Raw genomic sequence first — 22,972 nt, 5'->3', positions numbered from 1 at the left:
GAGAATAGAATGATACACAAAATTTACAGGGAACAGCAGCTGAACTGCGATATCGCAACAGCATGGACTTTTTTTTCTTCTGCCAATAACCTTTCGGAAATCACACCGAAGGATATGAATTTTATCGTCCTGACCCAAATGATGGATGATGAGATTTATGAAGGGATGATTATTGACTATTATGTTTCCCCAATATTAGGTATAAAAATGAAATGGAAAACCGAAATCACCCAGGTTGATTTTCAAAGGAGTTTTACAGACTTTCAGAAAAAAGGACCTTATAAGCTGTGGAATCACCACCACGAATTTATCGTTAATGAAAAGGGAGTTTTGATGAAGGACACAGTAGATTATGAACTTCCTTTGGGATTTTTGGGTGAAATAGCCCATGCCATCTTTGTCAAAAAAAAGCTTGAGCATGTGTTCAGCTATAGGTATAAAGTTTTAGAAGAACGCTTCAATAAAAAAATAAAGTAATGAATTTCCTGATTGTAGTAGGTACTTTTTTCATTATGGAAGGCATGACGTGGCTCATCCATAAATATATCATGCATGGGTTTCTGTGGATGCTGCACAAAGATCATCACGATCACAGCAATGAAGGGGCTATGGAGAAAAATGATTATTTCTTTCTCATTTTTGCCTTGCCGACGATTCTTCTGATGTATTACGGAACGGTACAGAATTTTAATTTCTGGTTTTATATTGCGGTAGGAATCGCTCTGTATGGGATGGCTTATTTTTTTGTGCATGATATTTTTATCCATCAACGGCTTAAAATCCTGCGCAATACAGAAAACCCATATTTACTAGCCATCAGGCGTGCCCATAAGCAGCATCATAAACATACCGGAAAAGAAGAAGGAGAGTGTTTCGGATTTTTGTGGGTTCCCATCAAATATTTTAAAATGTATTTTAATCGACATAAAGCCTGATCATGCTCCATTACACCTATCTTTTGATTAATTTTTTTACGGTCATCATCTGTTTTGTTTTTTCATTTCATCCTAAAATAAAATTCAACAGGCATTTTCCTGCTTTTTTAAAGGCAGCATTTGTTGTGGCTCTTGTTTTCATTTTTTGGGATATCTGGTTTACCAAAAGGGGAGTGTGGTGGTTCAATGATGCCTATCTTTTAGGAATCCGGGTGTACCATCTTCCCATTGAAGAGATCCTGTTTTTCTTCTGTATTCCTTTTTCATGTATTTTCACGTATTTCTGTCTGGATCAATTTTTTAAACTGGACTGGAAACCGCTGCCGGAAAAAATATTTGTGATCATCTCCATTGTTTCAGCATTGGGAATTGCTTTTTATTTTCAGGATAAGATCTATACATTTATTACTTTCTTATCCACAGCGGTAAGTATGTTCACGCTTTATTTTGTATTAAAATCAAGGTGGATCGGCAAAGCTTCATTCATTTATCTGGTGCTGATGCCCGGATTTCTCCTGGTGAATGGTATCCTTACCGGCACAGGTCTTGAATCCCCGATTGTCAACTACAATCCTCAGGATTTTATGGGAATCAGAATGCTGACTATTCCAATAGAAGATACCGTTTACGGTTATGAAATGATTCTGTGGAACATTTATTTATTTCAAAAATTGAAAAGAAATGAGCAAAATTAATATTTTCTGGTTCAGAAGAGATCTCAGGCTTGAAGACAATGCAGGCTTGTATCATGCGCTTAAGGCCGGACTGAAAGTGATTCCGGTTTTTATATTTGATGCCGAAATCCTGGAAAAGCTGGAGGATAAATCAGATCAAAGAGTAGACTATATTCATCAGGCACTTGATGCTATTAATAAAGAACTGGAAAGCCATCAAAGCGGACTTAAAACCTATTACGGAAAACCACTGGATACCTTCAAAAAGCTGACCGGAGATTTTGAGGTTGATACCGTATTCTGCAACAGAGATTATGAGCCACAGGCGATCAAAAGAGATCAGGAAGTGGCTGATTTTCTTGAAAAAAGCGGAGTGAAATTCTCAGACTTCAAAGATCAGGTGATCTTCGAAAAAAATGATATTCTGAAAAGTGATCAGTCTCCCTATACGGTCTATACTCCCTATTCAAAGAGATGGAGAGAAAACCTAGGCGATATTGAAGTTTATCCCGTTGATTTTGGCAATTTTGAATCATTGGAAGACCATAAAACAATGCTCAGCCTTAATGACATTGGTTTTAAAAAGACAGGCATCGAATTTACCCGGCCTTCACTGGATAAAAAAATCATCGATTCTTATCAGCAATACAGGGATTTTCCAGCAATGGATCATACCACCCATCTTGGTATTGCCCTTCGGTTCGGAACTATTTCTGTGAGAAAGTGTGTGAAATTTGCCCTTCAACATAGTGAAACATGGCTTAGTGAACTTATCTGGAGAGAATTTTTCATGCAGATTCTTTTTCATTTTCCTCATGTCGTCAACCACTGTTTTAAGAAAAAATATGAAGACATTCCCTGGAGAAACAATGAAGAAGAGTTCAAAGCATGGTGTGAAGGCAAAACAGGTTATCCTATTGTAGATGCAGGAATGCGCGAGCTGAATCAAACAGGCTTCATGCACAACCGGGTAAGAATGATTACCGCGAGTTTCCTGACCAAACATCTTCTGATCGACTGGCGATGGGGAGAAGCTTACTTTGCCACAAAGCTTCTGGACTATGATCTTTCGGCTAATAATGGAAACTGGCAGTGGGCCGCAGGTTGTGGTTGCGATGCCGCTCCCTATTTTAGAATTTTCAATCCTGAAGAGCAGACCAAAAAGTTTGATAAAGATTGGCAATACATCAAAAAATGGCTTCCGGGTAAAGAGATACAGCAGCCGTTGGTTGAGCACAAATTTGCCAGAGCAAGAGCTTTGGATACGTATAAAAAAGCATTGAATTGAACCCTTGACAAGATCAATTTATAAAATCATTCATAATTAAAATAAAGAACATTGGCTAAAAAAGGAATTTTATTGGTAAATCTTGGGTCACCAAGATCTACAGCGGTAAAGGATGTAAAGGAGTATCTTGATGAATTTTTAATGGATGAACGGGTAATAGATTACCGTTGGATTTTTCGTGCTTTACTCGTCCGTGGAATTATCTTAAATACAAGGCCTGCAAAATCTGCAGAAGCTTACAAAACCGTTTGGACAGATAAAGGCTCTCCACTGATTGTCATCACTGAAAAAGTTCAGAAAAAGCTCCAGAAAGTTGTAGATGTCCCTGTAGAAATAGGCATGAGATATGCTGAACCTAGTATTGAAACCGGAATTCAGAAATTAGTCGATCAGGGGGTTTCTGAAATCGTGCTTTTTCCCCTCTATCCGCAATATGCCATGAGTACAACGGAATCTGTCATTGAAAAAGCCGAGGAAGTAAGAAAAAAGAAATTTCCAAAAGTAAGGATCAATTATATTCAGCCTTTTTATCATAGAGATATTTATATCAACTGTCTGGCGGAAAGTATCAAGGAAAAACTTCCTGAAAATTTTGACGCCCTGCAGTTTTCCTATCACGGAGTTCCCGAAAGACATATTTACAAAACGGATCCCACTAAAACTTGTAACCTTAATGACTGCTGCTCCAGAGAAACCAATCCGAGCCATCAGTTCTGCTACCGTCACCAGTGTTTTGATACGACAAAAAAAGTGATTGAAAAACTGAGTCTGCCGAGAGAAAAGACGATCATTTCTTTCCAGTCAAGATTAGGAAAAGATAAATGGATGGAGCCGTATACTGATGAGACTTTAGAAACGATTCCTTCAAAGGGGATCAAAAACCTGGCTATTGTCTGTCCCGCCTTTGTTTCCGACTGTCTTGAAACTCTGGAAGAAATTTCTGTAGAAGGAAAAGAACAGTTTCTGCATGCCGGAGGAGAGCACTTTCATTATATTCCCTGTCTGAATGATGAAGATCGATGGATAGAGGTCGTAAAGGTGCTTTGTGAAGAAAAACTTGATCAGTTTTATTTAGTATAACGACGCCAAAGTACTGAAATGTTGGAGTCACAAAAAAATCATAAAGTCCTAATGCCACTCTTTTCGGGAGTGAAAAATGTACTATATTTGGCTTGAAAAAATTATTTTTTTTCATCATTTGTGTTTTTAAGTCTTCCTCCCGGGAAGGCTTTTTTTGTGGTCAGAAATGAAAAGCCCTGACCGGATGCGGACAGGGCTGTAATTATGATTTCAGTATCAATTTTATTAGTTGATAAACTCTACATTGCCGGTTTCCATATGGTATTCTCCGCCAATAATTTTGATTTCACCCTTTTCTTCCATTTCTTTCAGGATAGAGCTGTTCTTTCTTATGTTCGAAATGGTTTCTTTGACGTTGGATTGCGTTACCGCTTCCAGATACCCGGGATTTTTAGAGCTCTTTTCTCCTTTAAAATTATTTACAGCGTCAATAGCCGGTTTTATTTTGGCCAAAAGTGCTGTAATATTGCCAAGTTCTACATTATCAATCGCAGATTTTATGGCGCCACAATGCTCATGGCCTAAAACCACCACTACTTTTGCACCGGAAACTTTGCAGGCAAATTCAAGACTTCCTATAATATCTTCATTGCTGATATTTCCTGCAACCCTGGCTACAAACAAATCGCCGATTCCGGAATGAAAAACATCTTCAACAGGAACACGGGAATCTAGACATGAAAGAACAACGGCTCCCGGATATTGTCCAAGGGAAGCTTTTCTTATTCTTTCTGAGGTATTACGGATGGTAAGTTTCTCATCCACAAATTCCTTGTTTCTTTTTTTAAGGACGTCCAGTACAAAATCAGGCGTCAATTGAGATTGAAATTTTTCAGTTAAAAACTCATCATCAATCATGTCTTCTTGATCAAAAGGGACTGGCTGGTCTTTCGCTTTCTCGCAAGATGTACTTACGAAAAGAATTAGAATTAAACTCATAATTCTAAAAAAATTACTTTTTGTGTTCATTTTTTATTTTTTTTAATGGGTTTCATCACACTACAATTTCATCTCCATAAAAATGATTACATTCGAGTTTCATTATTGTCAAATTTACGAAATATTTAGGTTTTATATTGTGTAATTAATAAAAAATACGCGCTTATTTTGATTTTAATTGAATTTTTGTATTCGGTTATTTGTTTTCAATAATTTTTCCTTTTGGTTTATGGTTTTTCTTAAATTATACCATTTTGTGACTTGTTTTTCCAGGTGTTTTTTGATGGAAATCAAATGAATAGTTCATCAGTGATAGTAAAAGCGATTTATTTCGTCCCTCAAATCTATTTTTTAGGCTGGTGAATAGTGTAATTCTGTTGCAGATCAGAATTTTTATAATGGGCAGTTTTTTTTTAAAAAAACATCCCTATGGGAAAGCCTGTTTTGAATAAATATCCAAAATTGGATATGTTGTGTTTTGATGATTTCCACAAAAAACCCTAACCGCAAAGTGGTTAGGGTTCATATAATAATTTTAATGGCTTTTAGTTTAAGTGAGACCCACTTGTACTGATGTTTCTTACATCGATCATCTTCACAATTGTTTTAAAAGGCATATCATATTGCACCTGAATAGAGTCAATAATGCTATGATCTACATTATCATCAAACTTTCTGGCAAAAAGATGATTCCCTTTCTGAAGAAAATCCAAATCGGTTTTTGTGAAAGTCTTGGGACGCAGTTTGATATCCCCGTCCGGAATCCAGATAATAGCTCTCTTATCATCATCTACCAGAGTACCTGTAAATGTGGTATTCATCAAAACGGTCTGGAAGAAAGATTCATCAGCAATCAAAGTATTCAGATAATACTCCTCAAACTTTTTCACTTCCGTACTGTTCGTGATAAATTCACAGCAATCTCTGGTTAAAATCATCCACTGGCCACCAATATAGGGAACCACATCTTTCATGAAAGTTCTTTTGTGGGTTTTATCTGAAATTTTATCCTCCAGTTCCTCAAAATAATTTTCAATTCTGTTCATGGTTTCAGGTCTTGATTTTTTCTGGTCGGCTATTTTGATATAGCTTTTACCGTTGTTTTTAGATAGAAACTCTTTAATTATTTTCTGTGATTTCAGAGGATAATCCTGTCCGCTTAAATTAATGAAATAGTCCCATTTTGCATGCATGTTGAGAAGGTATTGCATCCCGTCCAGTTCAGCCTGTACCATACTGTATCCGCCCCAAATGACGTTTTCGCTATCAAGGATATGTACATTTGTATAATTTTTCAAGAAAGTTCTGATCTCTTCGCCAATTTCCTGACTCGCTTTTTTGTCAATATGGATCAGATAAAAATTGGTAGATTCGTAAATGGCTGTAAAAAGTTTTTTAAACTGATTAGGGAGGCGATGTACCAGAATTAAGTACGCAATACTCATCGTTTTCATCGGTATACTGCCGATTTCATGCCCATCGCTTTCGCCTATGTAAACACTTTTCATTTTATATTATTTTAAAATTATGAATGTTTACAACTCATTTTATAAAGTATTAATAGATATTTTTATAAATATACGAAAATTAAACCACTTTTATTGTAAATGATAAAGCTGATAAACTTCTTTGTAATGATCTGGGGACCGTAATGACTTAAAGGTAATTTGTGTTTTGTGATCTGTAATTTATTGTAAATCAATATTTATTTAAAAGGTCATTCAATTGCTGTTTGAAGTTTACTGAAAATAAGTCATTTGTAAATTTAATAATACTTTCACTGATTTTTTGTGTCCTGTTTATTTTTGTATTTTTTTACATTAAATGAATTATTTAGGTTAATAAAATAGAGGGAAATATCATTATCCGATATCGTTTGCCGCTCTGTTTTTGTCTACTCACCCGGCAAAAAGGACTAAGGCAGCGATCATAACAATGATTGTGATACGCAAGAAGGAGTACAGGACGCAATGTATTGATAGCAGTAACCAATAGTAGTAAAGCTACCGGAAAAGTAAGCTCATGAGCCTTTTTTATTTTTTGATTTTACAGTGGTTGTATTTCTGTTAAAGATAAAATTTCTTTCGAAAGATGATGATTAATGATTTAATTTAAAAACTTTGCCATCAAAGGTCATCATTTTTGCTTTGTCAACAAGTAACGGTGAATATTCATAGCCGTCAATGTATACTTTTTTACCGACTATTTTATAGGGATATTTTTTAGACTGATGATCCTTTTTGTCTCCTTTTAGATTCATATCAGGAAGCGCATATACTTTTATAAAAGCAGAGCCGTTTTTAAACAGTATTTCATGAAAGATATAGACGTCATAGGCTCCATTGGTCGTTGCTACACAGCGATGCCTGATGATCGCTTTATAAGTCTTTTCGGTTTGAATTTGCCCGAATATAACAAGATGTACAGGCAATAGCAGGATTAAGAGTATATATTTTTTCATGTCCCTGAATTTTTTTCGGATCTGTTTTGCGTGGATAAAATACTACTTTTTTAACAGAGATATCTTACCGTAACAGGTACCTAAAATTAGATAAAAATAAATTACCCTATCCGGATGAATGAGAAAATCTGATAAGCATAAAAAAAGCAGAGAATCAATTCTCTGCTTTTTCTTTTTTAACCGCCTGATACATCACCAGAATAATTCCTAAAAGAATAATGGCAATCGCCAGGTAGCGCCAGGCCAGGCCGCCCTGTTCAGTCACGTTTCCACTGACAGATATGATAAAACTTGTAATAGAAGTGATCACATAGACCAGTCCGCCCATCAATCCTCCGGCTGTTCCGGCATTTTTAGGGAAATAAAGCATACTTGTTGTGAAAAATGACGTAAACAGAATTCCCGAACAAATGTGAATGAAAAAGGCAAAGGGAACCATAATGAATAAGCTTTCCGCATAAAAACTGGTGGCAATCAGGCCCACAATCAGTACCAGTTGTAAAATGATCGGCTGTAAGATCCTGTCCTTAAAGTCAAGCTTAAGCCTCCGTTTTCCTATAAAACCTCCGATCATCCATGAAAATCCCAATATCAGGGTACAGTACCCAATAACTACCGGCGTAAAGTGAAACGTGTTTTCAATAATAAAAGGCCCTGTGATATTAAAAAGCATCACAATAGAATAGCTCAGTCCTAAAATAAAGATGCCAAGCATGAAGATTCTGTTTTTAAGCATCATTTTGTAAAGAATGATGTTCTCAGAAAGATTAAGTTTCTTTTTCTCCGGTAAGCTCTCACCGCTGAAAAACCATTCAAACAGAAATAAAGCTCCCGCATAAAAAGCAAGAAAATAAAAATTCGCATGCCAGTTAAACAGTTTTTCAAGATATCCACCCAGAAAAGGGGCCAGAATAGGTCCGCACGACCAGACAATGGTGAAATAGCTCAGATAATGTTTCACCTTTTCAGAATCATAAAGATCCACAAAAATAGCCCGGGTAGATACTACAAGGATGGAAACAGCTGCGCCCTGAAGAATGCGGAGCAGACAGATCAATAGAATGCTGTCTGTCATTGTAATCAGGATACTGCTGATAATCAGAAAAAATAAGGCAATCAGTTTAGGCCGGTAACGCCCGATGCTATCAAGAATTCCACCTACAAACAGCTGAGAAATCCCATAGCTCAGTAAGTAAGATGTTAAAGTGATCTGGATATCTTTTTCAGAGACCTGCATTTCATGAGCCATCGATGGAAATGAGGGCAAATAAATATCAGTGACAAACCCCGAAAGCGGGATCGACACAAAAGCCATAATGGTGATTAATCTGATTCTTTTCTCAGATGCTTCTTTCAACAACATATTCGTTCGTTATTTTACCAGGCAAAAATAGACTAAGAAATGCCCAGTTGAATTTTAAAAGACAAAGTAAAAATTACAAAAATCAAAGATTTAAATTGTGTTTTTAAATTTAAGCGGAGAAACCTCAGCATGTTTTTTAAAGAAATTGTTGAAATGAGAGGGCTGGTCGAATCCAAGGGTATATCCTATTTCAGCAATATCCCAGTTGGTGTATTTCAGCAGATTTTTAGATTCTTCAAACACCCTTTCTTTAATGATCTGAGTCGTAGTAAGCTGTGTTACCGATTTTACAGATGAATTCAAATGGTTAACATGGACATTAAGATGCTCCGCAAAATCAGAAGCCGTTTTCAGAGCCAGCGGATAAGCCGGGGAATCCAATGGAAACTGTTTATTAAGAAGCTCATCAAACAAACGGTATAAACGGATATTGGCAGGAAGCTCATTAGGATTGATATCATCTACACGATTTTCCAGAGCAAGATGCATCACAGAGGCCAGATGGCTTTTGATACTGCTGCACCGGAAGGGATACGCCGAATTGTTTAGCTTATACATCTGCTCAAAATACAGCGTGGCCAGCTGCGTCTGTTCATCCGTTAAAAAAACAATAGGTTTACTCCATTCTTTGAACAGAGAAGTCTTCTTAAATAAATTGAATTCAGTATTTCCATTAAAAAACTCCTGATTGAACAGGCAAAAATACCCCTCCTGAAGATCCCCGTCACATTCCCACGAATACGGAATATGAGGCGAAGGAAAAAACAGCGCAGGACGGTCAATATACAATTCATGAGCACCATACTGAAAAGTACCCTTTCCCTGGATAAAGCTTACTTTATAATAATCACGGCGGTTATAAGGGCTTTTAAAACTACAATATTTCCGCATAGAGACATTGAAATGGGACTTTCCCGTTTCAAAATCATCCGAATCAAACATTTTCATCTGATTCTTCCTGAGACGTTTGTAATAATCTTCAATGGTTTCCAGCTGATCACTCATAATATAGAAATTATAAAAATCAAAGATACGGAAACCCCTGTTAATGCACATCTGTTTTCTGTGAGGGAAATGATAATGGGTAAAATAGTTTTTCTCAATTTCCTTTGAATAGCCTTTTCCAATTACACAGGTTTTTAAAACTTTATGATCTACATCCGTTAAATCTTGGAGAGATTGAAATTTTCAGCACAAAAGTTTTTGAACACTTTAGTTATTTTAAGTTGAATAAATTGCGACGAAAAAGTTCACTTAAGTTTTCAAGAAAATCATTGATTTTCTATTAAAGGGTACTTACTTTCTTTAGGTTTCTAAAACTTTAAACTAAAGTGTGCTAAAGTGTTTAAATCTTCTTGATACTTTATGATCTGTGTTGTCCATGAAATCTGAGGGAGATTGAAATATTTACCACAAAAGTCACAAAAGTTTTTGAACACTTTAGTTATTTTTAAGTTAAATATATTGTGAAGAAAAAGTTCACTTAAGTTTTCAAGAAAATCATTGATTTTCTATTAAAGTTTACTTACTTTCTCTAGGTTTCTAAAACTTTGAACTAAAGTGTGCTAAAGTGTTTAAATTTTCTTGATACTTTATGATCTTTGTTATCTATGAAATCTGCGTGAGATTGAATATTCACCACAAAAGTCACAAAAGTTTTTGAACAGTTTAGTTATTTTTAAGTTAAATAAATTGCGAAGAAAAAGTTCACTTAAGTTTTCAAGAAAACCGTTGGCTTTGTGTGGTGAAAATAAGGGCAGGTAAAAGGACCAAAAATGGGCGCTTTTCTTTAAAAAACTAATTTTTACTGATTTCTAATTGTAGAATGTGTGATGCCAGTTGAAAAGGTCCGGCTGTAGCGTCAGCAGCTACAGAAAATCCCGACTCTTTTAAAAAATCAGAAAGAGGATCATGCGCCATTATATTGATCCAGATAACGTCTGTGAAACTGGCTGCAGATTTGCTTTTTTTCCAAAGTGATGTTCTGGTTTCCGGAGAGTCAAATTCGGGAAGTATCACAAAACTCATCTCTGTAGCTTTTTTTTCTTCAGGCAGAGCAGGGTGACTCAACCCGCTTTTAAGGATGCTGTAACCTGCAGGCTGATTATCTGCGTAGGTAATGATGAGCTGATTGGAGAGGTCATTCAGATCATTGATCATCTTTCTGGGATCAATTTCCTCTTCAATATATTTTTTGATATCCGTTTCAGGAACAAGTCCTTTATGTAATGCGTAAACTGAAGCATCGATGATGTTAATAAGATCAGAAATTCCCTCCTCAGAACCCACTGTAAATTTTGAAATTATATTCATGAATCTTTTTTATTCAAATTTAGAAGATTATAGCCTTCCTAAGGGATACAGTGATCATTAATTTAATCGGTACAGTTGTTTATTTTGTAAATTTGTTCGGTACAGATGGATAAGATAAGCATGAAATCATACAAATATGAAATTTTCACTTCAGTTATTGAAGATCAGATTAGAAACAGAATTCTGAGTCATGGACAGCGATTGCCTTCTGTGAGAGAGATCAAAAGTAAATACCATTTGAGCACAAGTTCTGTTCAAAGTGGTTTTGATGATCTGATGATGAAAGGATTGGTAGAAAGCCATCCACGATCGGGATATTTTGTAGCTTATTCCACAGATAATAATGGTTCTCAACTCAAAACAGATCTGCCTGAGGTGGTGAGAGATCCTGTATTTGCGGAAAATGTCATGCTTACTTCAGCACGAAACAAACCTTCTGAAGTGAGTTCTTTCAATGCAGCAGCACCGGGAGATCTTCTGATCCCTCAAAAACTGATCCTAAGAACCATGCAGGAAGTCATCCGTGAAAAAGGAGCTGCATTATTGAGATATTATCCGTCCAATGGTCTGCCCGAGCTAAGAATGCAGATTTCCAACCAGATGGCAGCGCATGGGTGTTTATTCAATCCTGAGGAACTGATCATTACAGACGGAGCATTACAGGCCTTAACCATTGCCCTGGGAGCGGTCACCCAACCCGGCGACATTATAGCCGTGGAGAGTCCCTGTGTTTTTTCAGTTCTCGAAGCTGTGACGAACCTGGGACTTAAAACAATCGAAATCCCTGTTCATTATCAAAACGGTTTTGATACAGATTATTTGAATAAAGTTTGTAGGTCGAATGATATCCATGCCATTGTGGTAACTCCTAATTTCAATAATCCTACAGGTATTGCAATGACTGATTTTGCCAAAAAAGATTTGCTGGAGGTGGCTACCAGATTCCAGATCCCGGTTCTTGAAAATGATATTTATGGGGATCTTTATTTTGGTGAAAAAAGACCGCGATGCATCAAAAGCTTTGATCATTCCGGGCTTGTGATGACCTATTCATCTTTTTCAAAAACACTGGCACCCGGAATCCGTTTAGGTTGGCTGGATACCGGACGTTTTTATTCCCGTTCGGAAAAGGCAAGATTTGCTTTAGGAAGATCGGTTTCCCCTGTTTATCAGGAGCTGATGCTGAAACTTCTTCAGGGAAACAGCTATAACAGACACCTTCGTTCATTCCGGAAAAAACTCAATTTACAGGCTGCTGAACTGTTGAATGCTTTAAGGAAAAACTTTCCGGAAGATTCCTATTTTCATCCTCCTCAGGGAGGGTACAGTATTTGGGGAAGGCTGGCGGAAGGAACGGATATGAAAGCATTCTTTGACTATTGTGACCGGAACAGGATTCTGTTTACTCCAGGCAATACATTTTCATTGACAGAGGAGTATGCCCATCATTTCCGGATCGTATTTGCAGACCGTATTACTCCGGAAAGCCTTGTCTTGTTGGAAAATGCAGGGAGAAAAGCAAAAGAGCTGAGTGCTCTAAAGAGAAAGTAGTAAAAGCCGGAAAGAGAAATAAAGCTTTTTGATGATTGCGATCCTGAAATTTACATCTCCATGCGGTACAGTTAAAATCTATTCATAATAGAAAAATTTTAAAATTGATCTGAGTAAAGCCTTCCGTTAATTAAATATTTTTTAATTTCGCAGAATTCAATATCAATCAGTACATCTATCTATTGAGAATCACGAGGCATTTTAAAAACTTTTTAACGGCAATATTCATTGCTGTCTATGCTTTTGCGGTTTCTCCGGCAGAATATCTCCACCATCATTTTCTTCACAGTCAGAATGCAGGAAATTCTTTTCAGCAGTCGAAAGGAGATCATGGGAAGATCTTCAAAAAGGCCTTTTCGTCATGTGACACCAAATGTCCGATCTGCCACCATAAACTTCTGGGTGAAGAAGGGACGGGGGAAATGTACAAGGTTGCCTTTGCCTTAACAAAAATCACCGGGAGGATTTCTTCTTCTCCCGAATTTCTATTTTCTTATGCTCTTTTTTCTTTAGCGGATAGAGGTCCTCCGGCTGTATTATAATTTTAAATATCCTATGCCTGCATTTGCGGGCTGAACAATTTTAATTATTTAATTACATAATACATTTTCATGTCAATATTACAAGCAATCGAGCTTAGTAAGCAATACAACCATGTCACTGCACTAAGCGGCCTCAATATATCCGTACAGAAAGGAGAGATTTTCTGTCTGCTCGGTCAAAACGGAGCCGGTAAAACCACGACCATTAATCTCTTTTTAGGATTCTTAAAAGCAACTTCCGGTCAAGCCCTTATCAATGGAGTTCCTGTGGAGGTCAATGGAGAAACAACCAGAAATTTTATAGCCTATATTCCGGAAGTGGTACAGCTGTATCCTAATCTTACAGGGATTGAAAATTTGGATTTTTTCAGCCAGATGGCCGGATTTCGCTATTCCAAAGAAGAATTGGGAACATTTCTGGAGAATACAAGCCTTCAGCAGGATGCCCATCACAAAAAACTCTCTGCCTATTCAAAAGGGATGCGGCAGAAAGTGGCCATTGCTATTGCTGTCGCCAAAAATGCTGACCTTATTTTAATGGATGAGCCTACTTCTGGACTTGATCCGAAAGCTACTGCCGAATTCACACGGATTTGCAAAGAGCTTGCAGCAAAAGGTAAAACCATTATGATGGCTACCCACGATATATTCAATGCTGTGAATGTGGGAACCCGGATAGGCATTATGAAAGAAGGCAGTTTGGTTCACACCCTTGATGCCAGATCCGTTACCGCAGATGAGCTGCAGACAATTTATCTGGAAACCATTTAAAGGCAGACTCATGAAGTATTTGTATATCACAGCTGCACTGGCTACTGCCGGTGTGAAGGTCTGTGCGCAGCAGACATTATCCGGAGAAGTGGTTGGCCAGAATCGGCAAAAGCTTAAAAATGCCAGAATCATCATTAAAAATAACGATAACACCTATCAGACAACGTCCCAGGATGGTAATTTCAGCATCCCGGATGTCAAAACCGGGATCTATGAAATCAATGTCAGTGCCGAATCCTATGAAACCCATGCTGAACCCATAGAGGCAGACAGCATATTTTTATCAAAAAAACTCTTCGTCCACCTGTATAAGGCAGGAAACATTCAGGAAGTAGAAATTATAGGCAGAGCATCAAAAAAATACCATAGTGATTACTCTTTTTCAGCGACAAAAATTGGGGTTCAGAATAAGGATATTCCTTTTTCAATTTCTACGGTGAGTAAGGAGCTGATTAACGACAGACAAGCTTTTCAACTTGGTGATGCTGTAAAAATGGCCAGCAGTGTAACTCCCGTAAGCTACTACAACCAGTTCAGCATCCGCGGAATTGCGCAGAATGAAGAAGGCACCATCATTAACGGAATGCGTACAAGGCAGTATTATTTTATGCAGCCCATTACGACCAATCTAGAGAAAATAGAAGTCATCAAAGGCCCGGCCAGTGCTGTTCTTTCCAGTGTAGATCCTGGAGGAAGCATCGTTTTGGTTACAAAGAAACCGCTGAAAACAGCAGCAAAAGAAATCAGCATGAGCGTAGGAAGCTTTAGCACCATAAGAAGCTCACTCGATTTTACAGGACCATTGAATAAGGAGAAAACTCTTTTATACCGACTGAATGCCGGGTATGCACAGGCTCAGAGTTTCAGGGATGTACAGTCTCAGAAAAGTGTTTTGATTTCTCCCTCATTTTCCTACATCCCCAATGATCGGACAGCCATCAATGTAGAAATGATCTACAGCGATCTGAATGGAAAAATAGATAGGGGACAGCCTATTTTCGGGGCGGTAAACGGAATGACAGATCTGAAGAGTACCCCTGTAAGTTTCAACCTGGGAGCGGTGAATGACTATTTTAAATCAAAGGAGCTGATCATCATGTCCAATTTTACCCATCGTATTAATGATAAGATCAGCATTAATGCCTCCTATATGAAGCAGACATGGAAGGAAGATCTTCAGGAGCACAGAACAACCAATGCTTTTGCCGTTGATGCCAATAATCAACCTGTTCCAACACTGGCCGGGATGCAGATGGTACAGCGAAATCAGTTCTGGAATACGGATAATCTCAATGCATATCTGGTATTCAATCTTAACACGGGACCTGTTCAACATAAAATCCTGGCAGGTTATGATTTGATCAGTACCCATAAATACAAAGGAAGGGCACAAAATACCGCAAGGGGATATCTTCTGAAGGATGGAAAGACGGCTTCTTCCTATAATCCCCAGAATGCAGATGCCTATCAAATGGTAACAATCAACGGGATTACCATGCCGAAACCCAATGTAGAGCACTTTAATCTGGCTAATCCTGTTTACAGTATTAAAAATCCTGAAGAGTACGTATTTTCAAAGATTGCATTGACCCCTGCTTTGATACGTTCCAACGGAATGTACATTCAGGATCAGATCAAATGGAACCGTTTTAATCTATTTCTAAGTCTGAGACAGGAATGGTTTCAGGATATTACCCGATATAAAGAGAATAATGAAATCGTTGTGAAAGACAGCAAACTGATCCCCAGAATTGGTCTTACATACCATGTGAATGAAAACATCAATGTGTATGCATCCTATATTGAAGGCTTCCAGCCACAGTCGAATACGGCTTCACTGGCTCCGGTTGTTATTCCTGAAGGCAGAGCCTTTGAACCGTTACGGAGCCAATCCAAAGAGATCGGGATGAAAGCTGATTTCTTTCATAGAAAGATCCACATTGATTTAGCCTTCTATGAGATCCGCCAGCAGAATATATTGCTGAATGCCAATGATCCCGCTGAACCAGACCGTCTGGTAACAAGAGGGCAGGAACGGAGCCGCGGTTTTGAGGTAGACATTACCGGGACTATCATCCCTCAATGGCAGGTATTTGCATCTTACGGGTATAATGATGCAAGAATTATGGACGATACCGATCCCGCACTGATAGGCGCCAGAAAACAGAATACCCCTTTTCACAGCGCCAATATCTGGCAGAAATACAGCTTTGGAGACTCTTCTTTTCTAAAAGATATTGCGGTAGGAGTGGGCATTCAGTACAGTGGCAATAAAGTGCCGATGTATAACCGCTCATTTTTGGTTCCTGAATACACCCTCTTTGATGCTGCGGTGTATTATACCCCAAAGCAGGGACCCGTGAGAATATCTCTCAATATCAACAACCTTTTTAACACGACTTACTGGCTGGGCGCACAAAATTATCTCCGTCTGTTTCCCGGAGCTCCGAGAAATGCAATGCTCACAGCAATCTATAAATTTTAAATCTATGAATATGAGAATACATATTATACGTCTGATTTCCATACAGCTTTGGAAACAGTCATTACAGAACAGAGCAGTGATCTTTCTTCTGTTCATTCTGAGTGTGCTGTTTGCATTTGCAGCCTACACAGGCTGGAAAGATTATAAAGTGCAGGAAGATATCAGAGTTAAACATCAGGTAGATGTGCGCCAGCAGTGGGAAGAAAAACCGGACAAACATCCTCACCGGATGGCCCATTACGGTTATTTGATTTTCAGAGCAAGATATCCTTTAAGCTTTTTTGATTATGGTTTGGAACGGTATATGGGAAATTCAGTATTTCTGGAAGCTCATAAGCAGAATACCGTTAATTTTTCAGAAGCGGGATTTTCATCCGGCATGCTGCGTTTCGGGGAGGTAAGTACGGCAATGATCCTACAAACCCTGATTCCTTTATTTATATTTTTCCTGGGGTTCAGCTGTATTTCGGCAGAACGGGAAAACAATACGTTGAAAGTATTGCTCAGTCAGGGAGTCCGATGGAAAGAACTGCTGGCGGGGAAAATACTGGGACTTCTTGGACTGGTCAGTCTTGTTTTCGTACCTGTCATGATGCTGTCTGCCGTTATGTGGTTTTCTCTGATGGGTTTTAAAAGTACCACTGATGAATTTTTACGCCTTTTTTGGATAGCAACAGCTTATTTTATCTACTTTTTTATTGTGTGCAGTGTCTGCGTAATGGTTTCTGCCATAAGCAAAACTTCAAAATCTTCTTTAGTCAGGCTGATTGGTTTGTGGCTTTTGTTTATCGTTATTATTCCGAGAACTGCGCAGGCTTTCGGGGGATATCTGTATCCGGCTCCGTCAAAGATCGATTTTGACACCAAAGTGGAAAATGAGCTGGTAAAAACCGGAGACAGCCACAATCCGAATGATATCTATTATAAAGGAATAAAAGATTCTCTTCTGCAGGCTTATCAGGTGAAAACAGTAGAAGAACTGCCTTTCAATTATAGCGGGTATATCATGGCGGAAGGAGAAAAGATAAGTTCAGGAATTTATAATAAACACTGGCAAAAACAGCTTGATATTTATGAACAACAGAACAGCGTGAACCGTTCACTCGCTTTTGTTAATCCTTTTCAGGCCGTTAAAGACCTGTCAACCGCCCTTACGGGATCAGATTTTAATTCTTATATCAGCTATCAGGAACAGGTGGAAGACTACAGGTACCAACTGGCCCAGCTGATGAATAAGCTGCAGATGGAAAATATCAGCAATAAAAAGCAGCAGGCAGATGATAAGCCCTATACCATAAGCAGAGATCACTGGAAAGAGCTTCCTGATTTCCGTTATCGGTTCATTAGTCAGACGGATCTGTTTCAGAATGAAATCGCATCCGTGCTTTCCCTTCTGGTATGGGTTGTAGGGCTTCTTATTATCCTTCATTTTATGTCTAAAACATTAAAAATAAATTAATCATGTACCTTTTATTATTTAAGAACTTCATTCGTTCCCAGTCTGCCTATCTGGGAATGCTGTTCCTGTTATTATCAGGACTCGTCAGTATTTTTGTGGGAAGGCAGTTTGTAGATAAGCAGAAAGCCAATATTGAGCAAACAGCAGTGTATCAGAAGGAGCATATTCAGAGATATACGGGATATATAGAAAAAGATCTGGGACTTTTGCTGTATTATCTCAAATTTGGATTGGTCAATCATACAGATCCTTTGAATGCATTATCAATCGGGCAGAGAGATGTTAATCCTTCCATCCGGAGTTTGACCATCCGAAATCTGGAAGGACAGAAGTATGATACCGATCTTCAGAATCCTGTCAGCCTGCTTTTGGGGAGCTTGGATCTTGGTTTTGTGATCATTTTTCTGTTTCCGCTGGTGATTATTTCCTTCTGCTATAATTTGCTGTCGGAAGAAAAAGAAGAAAGTACATGGATTCTCCTGTCTGTACAGTCACAAAAGCCTTTCAGAATTCTGTTTAAAAAGTTTGTGGTCCGTTTTACCGCTATTGCCGGGGTTTTGCTGTTGCTGATCATTCTGGCGGTTCCTCTTTTGAATTTAACTATTAATGGAGCACTGGCAGGTTTTGTTTTAGTGTCGCTCTTCTATATTGTTGTATGGTTTTCTTTAAGTTTCTGGGTCGTTTCCTGGAATAAAAGTTCCAGAGCAGGGGCAGCAGGTCTTTTGTCTTTCTGGATTACCCTGACGATTATCCTTCCGGCTGTTCTCAATCATTTTATTTTAAGCCGATACCCGATTCCGGAAGCATTGGATACCGCCATCGGGCAGAGGGAAGCTTATCATGAAAAATGGGATACCGATCAGAAGCCGACTTTGGAAAAATTTTATAAACACTATCCTCAGTTCCGGTCTTATGGCTTTCCGAAAGAAAGTTTCCACTGGCTTTGGTATTATGCCATGCAGCAGATGGGAGATGATGAATCTAAAATTCAGTCGGATCAGCTGAAAGCCAAGCTTTGGAAAAGAGAAGAAATGAGCCGGACGCTTTCTTACTTTGTTCCGGGGCTGCACGTACAGGTTCAGTTGAGTGATCTTACGGGTTCCGGACTGGCTGATCAGTTGAGGTTTATACAGGCAGCAGAAAGGTTCCATGAAAGTAAAAGACTTTTCTTTTATCCCAAAATCTTCTCGAATGAACCTACGCGAAGCATCGATTGGAATCAATTTCAGCTGGAATATTATAATGAACGTAGCACAATCCATTGGTTGGCGATGCTGGGTCCGCTATTGCTGTTCAGTTTGTTGTTTTATTTCATGGGAAGCATCAATTTCAGGAAGCAGACGGTTTTGTAAGATTGTCGGTTTGAAGCATACTTTTTTGTATTTTAGGAGGTATGAAAGTCAATATACTGTTAGCTGCTTTATTCCCGGTTTTTATTTTCGGACAGCGATATATTTATGGGGTGGAATGTGTTTTTAAATCGCTGAAAACCACCTGTATTAATAATGAGAAATTGATTTCTGAGATCAAATTTCCCAGCTCTGATAATGGGTTTGTGATATAAAAACCAGTTGCCATATACGGAAGATTTGAAGACCTGGAAAGAATCCGGTTGCCCCGATTTTTTGAAGCCAATACAGTTGATTTTAAATGTGAGGAAAAAGTGCAGTTTGAAACAAGCTATGACGGAAATTTTTATTATGCACAGAAGAAAGAAGATAACAGAAAGCTGTATTTCATTAATGATGGACTGAATCCGGTATACAGAGGTACAGAAAAGATAGAAAGTTTCTCTCCCGATAAAGTCAGCCCCGATCCTAAGAATAAGTATCTTTCCTTCTACAGAAGCGACAAAGAAAATGATCCAGACTATGAAGTTCGGTATTATCTAAAGGATAAAAACGGTGATGTGGCTTATTCTTTCCACCAGAGAGGAAATGAATTTGATGAATATACCTACGAATACACAGAACACAATTACGATCGGGTACTCTCGTCAGTTTATAAAAACGATATTCTGTTTGAAGAATATCAGTATTTTGATGGTGATGAAAGTTATAAACAAGTGATAAGTCAATATAGTGTTAATGAATCTTACCGGTTGGATAAGAAGCGGCATCCGGTTTTAAAATCTTCTGCATTTTCTGACCCGCAAAAGGCCTGCAGCTGCAATGAGGGATATATGACGGTCATAGAATTTTGGAATAAGAATAAATGTACAAGACAAATGGATGATATAATCCTTGAATAATCCTTATAAAGAGCGACCAGGTCTAATAAAAGATCGGAATTTTTAACATAAACGTAAAAAATGACGGTTCGGTGGAGGAAAAAAAGAAAAAAATAGCATTTGGAACCAAAATTTTTTATCCGGAGCTAGGCTGGAATTACCATAAAACCTATATTTGCACCCTAAATTTTAAAAATAATGAAAGAACTAATTGAAAAAATCAACGCTGAATTCGAAGCGTTTGCAAGTGAGGCTAACCAACAAGCAGAAAAAGGAAACAAAGCTGCAGGTACAAGAGCTCGTAAATCAGCTTTAGAACTTAGCAAATTGTTCAAAGAATTCAGAAAAGTTTCAGTTGACGAAGCTAAAAAATAATTCGTTCTCCAGCCGGCTCAGTGAGCCGGCTTTTTTTTGATCTGATCTTCAGTAATCATTCGTTGTAATTTTTCTCTTGAACTCTGTATTTAAAGAGCCACTGTGATTTTTTACATGGAGCCACAACATTCCATTATCAAATCACCAAATTTCCCCTTTTAACGCTCCGTTTTCTTCTTCATTCCCACAAATTCTTTTATCTTTAAGCATTCAATATATGTTATGAAGATAAATAGATTTTTTGCTGTTCCGGCAGTTGTGCTGGCTGCCCAGTTCTCATGGGCTCAGGTGAAAGTAGATCCGAAAGAAAAACTTGACCCTATTGTAAAAAGCTTTGTAGATGAAATCAACAACAGTTCTCAGCTTGAAAATATGGCGTATGAGCTTCTTGACGGTATCGGACCTCGCCTTGTAGGAACTCCGGAGATGTTGGCTGCGAATGAATGGTCCGCTGCTAAACTCCGTTCATGGGGAATAGAATCCAGCCTTCAGCAGTTCGGAACATGGAAAGGGTGGCAGCGGGGTATTACGCATGTAGATATGACGTATCCTCGTGTGAAATCATTGGCTGCAACACAGCTTGCCTGGAGCCCCGCCACTAAAAAAGCAGTGGAAGCAGAGGTGGTAGTACTTCCCAAAGTTTCTACTAAAGCTGAATTTGATGCGTGGCTTCCTTCCGCAAAAGGAAAAATAGTACTTATCGCACAATACCAGAAAATAGGACGTTCTGACGAGCAGATCAAAGAATTTGCCACGCCGGAGCTGTACGAAAAACTGAAAGCAGAAAAAGAACAGGCTTCCAAAGATTTCCGCGATTATGTGAAAAATATCGGCTATGATAATAATACGCTTCCTGAAGCATTGGAAAAAGCCGGAGCAGCCGGAATAGCTATTTCCAACTGGACGGGAATTATGGGTGCCAACAGAATTTTTGGGGCCAAAACCTCAAAGATCCCAATGATCGACATTGAGGTAGAGGATTATGGAATGCTTTACAGAATGGCAGAAAATGGAGCTAAGCCCAAGATTAAAGTAGAAGCACAGTCTAAGATTCTTCCCGATGCAAAAAACTTTAATACGATAGGAATCATCAAAGGAAAGGAAAAGCCGGAAGAATATGTGATCCTTTCTGCTCACCTTGATTCGTGGGACGGAGCGCAGGGCGCCACAGACAACGGAACAGGTACCCTTACCATGCTTGAGGCGATGAGAATCCTGAAAAAATATTACCCGAACAACAAGAGAACCATCGTTGTAGGACTTTGGGGCAGTGAAGAGCAGGGATTAAACGGATCAAGAGGCTTCGTTGCAGATAATCCGCAGATTATGAAAGGAACTCAGGCGGTGTTCAATCAGGATAACGGAACGGGGCGCGTGATCAATATCAGTGGTCAGGGATTCGTAGATTCTTATAGTTATATTGGAAAATGGCTCAATGGAGTTCCTAAAACCGTTAGAGATCAGATTAAAACAGATTTCCCTGGAATGCCAGGTGGCGGAGGTTCTGACCATGCTTCATTTGTAGCCTCGGGAGTACCGGGATTTTCTCTGAGCTCTCTGAACTGGGGGTATTTCGGTTATACATGGCACACCACAAAAGACACTTACGACAAAATCGTTTTTGATGAGGTGAAAAATAATGTGGTTTTAACGGCTGCATTGGCCTATATGGCCTCAGAAGATCCTGAATTGACAAGCAGAGAAAGAAGAGTAATGCCTCAGGACGATAAAGGCGGAACGGTACAATGGCCGGAAGCTAAGGAACCTAGGAGGGATTCTAAGGAGTATAGATAGTGGGGATAGACGTTAAATACTAGACACCAGATATGAGACATTGGGTTTGAGACTAAGATTAATGTTGAGATTGATAGGATGATTGACCCGTAATTCTGCTTTTGTTATAATCCTTTATAATATAAAAGGCCGTACAGATTATTATTGTACAGCCTTTGTTTTTTGTAGGTAAAGGAGATTTCTTATTTCCTGCCTTTTATTTTCTTTAACGATGTAAGTCTTACAGATTTTGTTGTTGATATTCATGCTGAAATGCATCTCAGTAAATTCTTTTTCCCATGCATGATTGGCTGGTGGGACATAATCTATAAACACAGGCCAGAAATTGGCGAGACACAAAAAGTTTCTTTTTAAAGATAATAACAGGCTGGGAAAGTTTCCAAAATCATCAATTACCTTTATTTTAAATATAGCCTTTCCTAAAGTCGTTCCCCAATACCATTCGCATAGACTCCCCGAAATAATGACACACGGAATGGAATACAGAAAGCTGATCATTGCTATTTTTCCAAACAGAAAGAAGAAAATAAGAAAGAAGGGCAATATATCAATAAGCTTAGCGAAAAGTCTTTCTCTTTCGTTGCCTTTATAAGTCGTTTCGTAGGGAAAATCATATTCAAAAGAATTATAAATCCTGTATCCAAATTCATCAAACTGACGGGTTGGCCTGTGGATTATTCTTCTGTCCTTGAGTTGTGATATTTTCATAGTT

Annotated in this window: 21 protein-coding genes; 14 read left to right on the top strand and 7 right to left on the bottom strand. The window is 38.4% G+C overall.

Features of this window, described 5'->3' with window-relative positions; all coding sequences use genetic code 11:
• The first annotated feature begins 9 nt into the window (after positions 1-9).
• The 5 genes from BW964_RS02585 to hemH are packed head-to-tail and all read left to right on the top strand — an operon-like array spanning position 10 to position 3,977.
• The gene (locus BW964_RS02585; RefSeq protein ID WP_076504432.1) at positions 10-477 is read left to right on the top strand and encodes an SRPBCC family protein; all 468 of its coding nucleotides are present in this window, start codon (positions 10-12) and stop codon (positions 475-477) included.
• Positions 477-935, top strand: a complete 459-nt coding sequence (locus BW964_RS02580) for a sterol desaturase family protein (RefSeq protein ID WP_076504431.1) — start codon at positions 477-479, stop codon at positions 933-935. Before BW964_RS02585 ends, BW964_RS02580 begins: the two co-directional genes overlap by 1 nt.
• 2 nt (positions 936-937) lie before the next feature.
• Positions 938-1,630, top strand: a complete 693-nt coding sequence (locus BW964_RS02575) for a lycopene cyclase domain-containing protein (protein ID WP_076504430.1) — start codon at positions 938-940, stop codon at positions 1,628-1,630.
• Positions 1,617-2,897 (top strand): cryptochrome/photolyase family protein, encoded by a 1,281-nt coding sequence (locus BW964_RS02570; protein WP_076504428.1) that lies wholly within the window; start codon positions 1,617-1,619, stop codon positions 2,895-2,897. Before BW964_RS02575 ends, BW964_RS02570 begins: the two co-directional genes overlap by 14 nt.
• Before the next feature lie 51 nt (positions 2,898-2,948).
• Positions 2,949-3,977 carry a ferrochelatase gene (hemH, locus tag BW964_RS02565; protein WP_076504426.1) on the top strand — a complete coding sequence of 343 codons (1,029 nt, stop codon included), beginning with the start codon at positions 2,949-2,951 and terminating at the stop codon, positions 3,975-3,977.
• Between the two features lie 225 nt (positions 3,978-4,202).
• Here hemH and BW964_RS02560 read toward each other — a convergent pair whose 3' ends face one another.
• The 6 genes from BW964_RS02560 to BW964_RS02535 form a co-directional block, all read right to left on the bottom strand.
• A complete protein-coding gene (locus tag BW964_RS02560; protein ID WP_228432031.1) occupies positions 4,203-4,916 on the bottom strand; it encodes a carbonic anhydrase family protein in 714 nt (237 codons plus the stop codon).
• A gap of 545 nt (positions 4,917-5,461) precedes the next feature.
• The gene (locus tag BW964_RS02555) at positions 5,462-6,424 is read right to left on the bottom strand and encodes a beta-1,6-N-acetylglucosaminyltransferase (RefSeq protein WP_228432033.1); all 963 of its coding nucleotides are present in this window, start codon (positions 6,422-6,424) and stop codon (positions 5,462-5,464) included.
• Between the two features lie 590 nt (positions 6,425-7,014).
• Positions 7,015-7,377, bottom strand: a complete 363-nt coding sequence (locus BW964_RS02550) for a hypothetical protein (protein WP_076504423.1) — start codon at positions 7,375-7,377, stop codon at positions 7,015-7,017.
• A gap of 154 nt (positions 7,378-7,531) precedes the next feature.
• Complete coding sequence (locus BW964_RS02545) at positions 7,532-8,737, bottom strand: MFS transporter (protein WP_076505411.1); 1,206 nt, start codon at positions 8,735-8,737, stop codon at positions 7,532-7,534.
• A gap of 93 nt (positions 8,738-8,830) precedes the next feature.
• Complete coding sequence (locus tag BW964_RS02540; protein ID WP_076504422.1) at positions 8,831-9,745, bottom strand: helix-turn-helix domain-containing protein; 915 nt, start codon at positions 9,743-9,745, stop codon at positions 8,831-8,833.
• 792 nt (positions 9,746-10,537) lie between these two features.
• Positions 10,538-11,053: a hypothetical protein gene (locus BW964_RS02535; protein ID WP_076504420.1), complete on the bottom strand. Its 516-nt coding sequence runs from the start codon at positions 11,051-11,053 to the stop codon at positions 10,538-10,540.
• 105 nt (positions 11,054-11,158) lie between these two features.
• Here BW964_RS02535 and BW964_RS02530 point away from each other — a divergent pair, with 105 nt between their 5' ends.
• The 9 genes from BW964_RS02530 (at position 11,159) to BW964_RS02490 (ending at position 22,260) form a co-directional block, all read left to right on the top strand.
• Complete coding sequence (locus BW964_RS02530; protein WP_076504419.1) at positions 11,159-12,604, top strand: aminotransferase-like domain-containing protein; 1,446 nt, start codon at positions 11,159-11,161, stop codon at positions 12,602-12,604.
• Between the two features lie 182 nt (positions 12,605-12,786).
• A complete protein-coding gene (locus BW964_RS02525) occupies positions 12,787-13,146 on the top strand; it encodes a hypothetical protein (RefSeq protein ID WP_076504417.1) in 360 nt (119 codons plus the stop codon).
• Positions 13,147-13,215: 69 nt separating this feature from the next.
• Complete coding sequence (locus BW964_RS02520) at positions 13,216-13,917, top strand: ABC transporter ATP-binding protein (protein WP_076504415.1); 702 nt, start codon at positions 13,216-13,218, stop codon at positions 13,915-13,917.
• 10 nt (positions 13,918-13,927) lie between these two features.
• Positions 13,928-16,402, top strand: a complete 2,475-nt coding sequence (locus tag BW964_RS02515; RefSeq protein ID WP_076504413.1) for a TonB-dependent receptor — start codon at positions 13,928-13,930, stop codon at positions 16,400-16,402.
• A gap of 10 nt (positions 16,403-16,412) precedes the next feature.
• Positions 16,413-17,861, top strand: a complete 1,449-nt coding sequence (locus BW964_RS02510) for an ABC transporter permease (RefSeq protein WP_076505409.1) — start codon at positions 16,413-16,415, stop codon at positions 17,859-17,861.
• Positions 17,862-17,863: 2 nt separating this feature from the next.
• Complete coding sequence (locus BW964_RS02505; protein ID WP_076504412.1) at positions 17,864-19,213, top strand: DUF3526 domain-containing protein; 1,350 nt, start codon at positions 17,864-17,866, stop codon at positions 19,211-19,213.
• A gap of 311 nt (positions 19,214-19,524) precedes the next feature.
• Positions 19,525-20,112: a hypothetical protein gene (locus BW964_RS02500; RefSeq protein WP_123911969.1), complete on the top strand. Its 588-nt coding sequence runs from the start codon at positions 19,525-19,527 to the stop codon at positions 20,110-20,112.
• A 177-nt stretch (positions 20,113-20,289) separates the two neighbouring features.
• Complete coding sequence (locus BW964_RS02495; RefSeq protein WP_073332466.1) at positions 20,290-20,466, top strand: histone H1; 177 nt, start codon at positions 20,290-20,292, stop codon at positions 20,464-20,466.
• A 222-nt stretch (positions 20,467-20,688) separates the two neighbouring features.
• Positions 20,689-22,260 carry a M20/M25/M40 family metallo-hydrolase gene (locus tag BW964_RS02490; RefSeq protein WP_076504408.1) on the top strand — a complete coding sequence of 524 codons (1,572 nt, stop codon included), beginning with the start codon at positions 20,689-20,691 and terminating at the stop codon, positions 22,258-22,260.
• A 141-nt stretch (positions 22,261-22,401) separates the two neighbouring features.
• Here BW964_RS02490 and BW964_RS02485 read toward each other — a convergent pair whose 3' ends face one another.
• Positions 22,402-22,968: an RDD family protein gene (locus BW964_RS02485; RefSeq protein ID WP_076504407.1), complete on the bottom strand. Its 567-nt coding sequence runs from the start codon at positions 22,966-22,968 to the stop codon at positions 22,402-22,404.
• Positions 22,969-22,972 lie beyond the last annotated feature (4 nt).

The organism is Chryseobacterium shigense, assembly GCF_900156575.1.
In the GTDB taxonomy this organism is placed as follows: Bacteria; Bacteroidota; Bacteroidia; order Flavobacteriales; family Weeksellaceae; genus Chryseobacterium; species Chryseobacterium shigense.
The sequence above is the reverse complement of the archived record's forward strand: the minus strand, read 5'-3'. Positions and strand labels throughout refer to the sequence as shown.

Coding starts and splice junctions, on each gene's coding strand:
- BW964_RS02585 (WP_076504432.1), top strand. CDS start 10: ATGATACACAAAATTTACAGGGAACAGCAGCTGAACTGCGATATCGCA.
- BW964_RS02580 (WP_076504431.1), top strand. CDS start 477: ATGAATTTCCTGATTGTAGTAGGTACTTTTTTCATTATGGAAGGCATG.
- BW964_RS02575 (WP_076504430.1), top strand. CDS start 938: ATGCTCCATTACACCTATCTTTTGATTAATTTTTTTACGGTCATCATC.
- BW964_RS02570 (WP_076504428.1), top strand. CDS start 1,617: ATGAGCAAAATTAATATTTTCTGGTTCAGAAGAGATCTCAGGCTTGAA.
- BW964_RS02560 (WP_228432031.1), bottom strand. CDS start 4,916: ATGAGTTTAATTCTAATTCTTTTCGTAAGTACATCTTGCGAGAAAGCG.
- BW964_RS02555 (WP_228432033.1), bottom strand. CDS start 6,424: ATGAAAAGTGTTTACATAGGCGAAAGCGATGGGCATGAAATCGGCAGT.
- BW964_RS02550 (WP_076504423.1), bottom strand. CDS start 7,377: ATGAAAAAATATATACTCTTAATCCTGCTATTGCCTGTACATCTTGTT.
- BW964_RS02540 (WP_076504422.1), bottom strand. CDS start 9,745: ATGAGTGATCAGCTGGAAACCATTGAAGATTATTACAAACGTCTCAGG.
- BW964_RS02535 (WP_076504420.1), bottom strand. CDS start 11,053: ATGAATATAATTTCAAAATTTACAGTGGGTTCTGAGGAGGGAATTTCT.
- BW964_RS02530 (WP_076504419.1), top strand. CDS start 11,159: ATGGATAAGATAAGCATGAAATCATACAAATATGAAATTTTCACTTCA.
- BW964_RS02520 (WP_076504415.1), top strand. CDS start 13,216: ATGTCAATATTACAAGCAATCGAGCTTAGTAAGCAATACAACCATGTC.
- BW964_RS02515 (WP_076504413.1), top strand. CDS start 13,928: ATGAAGTATTTGTATATCACAGCTGCACTGGCTACTGCCGGTGTGAAG.
- BW964_RS02510 (WP_076505409.1), top strand. CDS start 16,413: ATGAGAATACATATTATACGTCTGATTTCCATACAGCTTTGGAAACAG.
- BW964_RS02505 (WP_076504412.1), top strand. CDS start 17,864: ATGTACCTTTTATTATTTAAGAACTTCATTCGTTCCCAGTCTGCCTAT.
- BW964_RS02495 (WP_073332466.1), top strand. CDS start 20,290: ATGAAAGAACTAATTGAAAAAATCAACGCTGAATTCGAAGCGTTTGCA.
- BW964_RS02490 (WP_076504408.1), top strand. CDS start 20,689: ATGAAGATAAATAGATTTTTTGCTGTTCCGGCAGTTGTGCTGGCTGCC.
- BW964_RS02485 (WP_076504407.1), bottom strand. CDS start 22,968: ATGAAAATATCACAACTCAAGGACAGAAGAATAATCCACAGGCCAACC.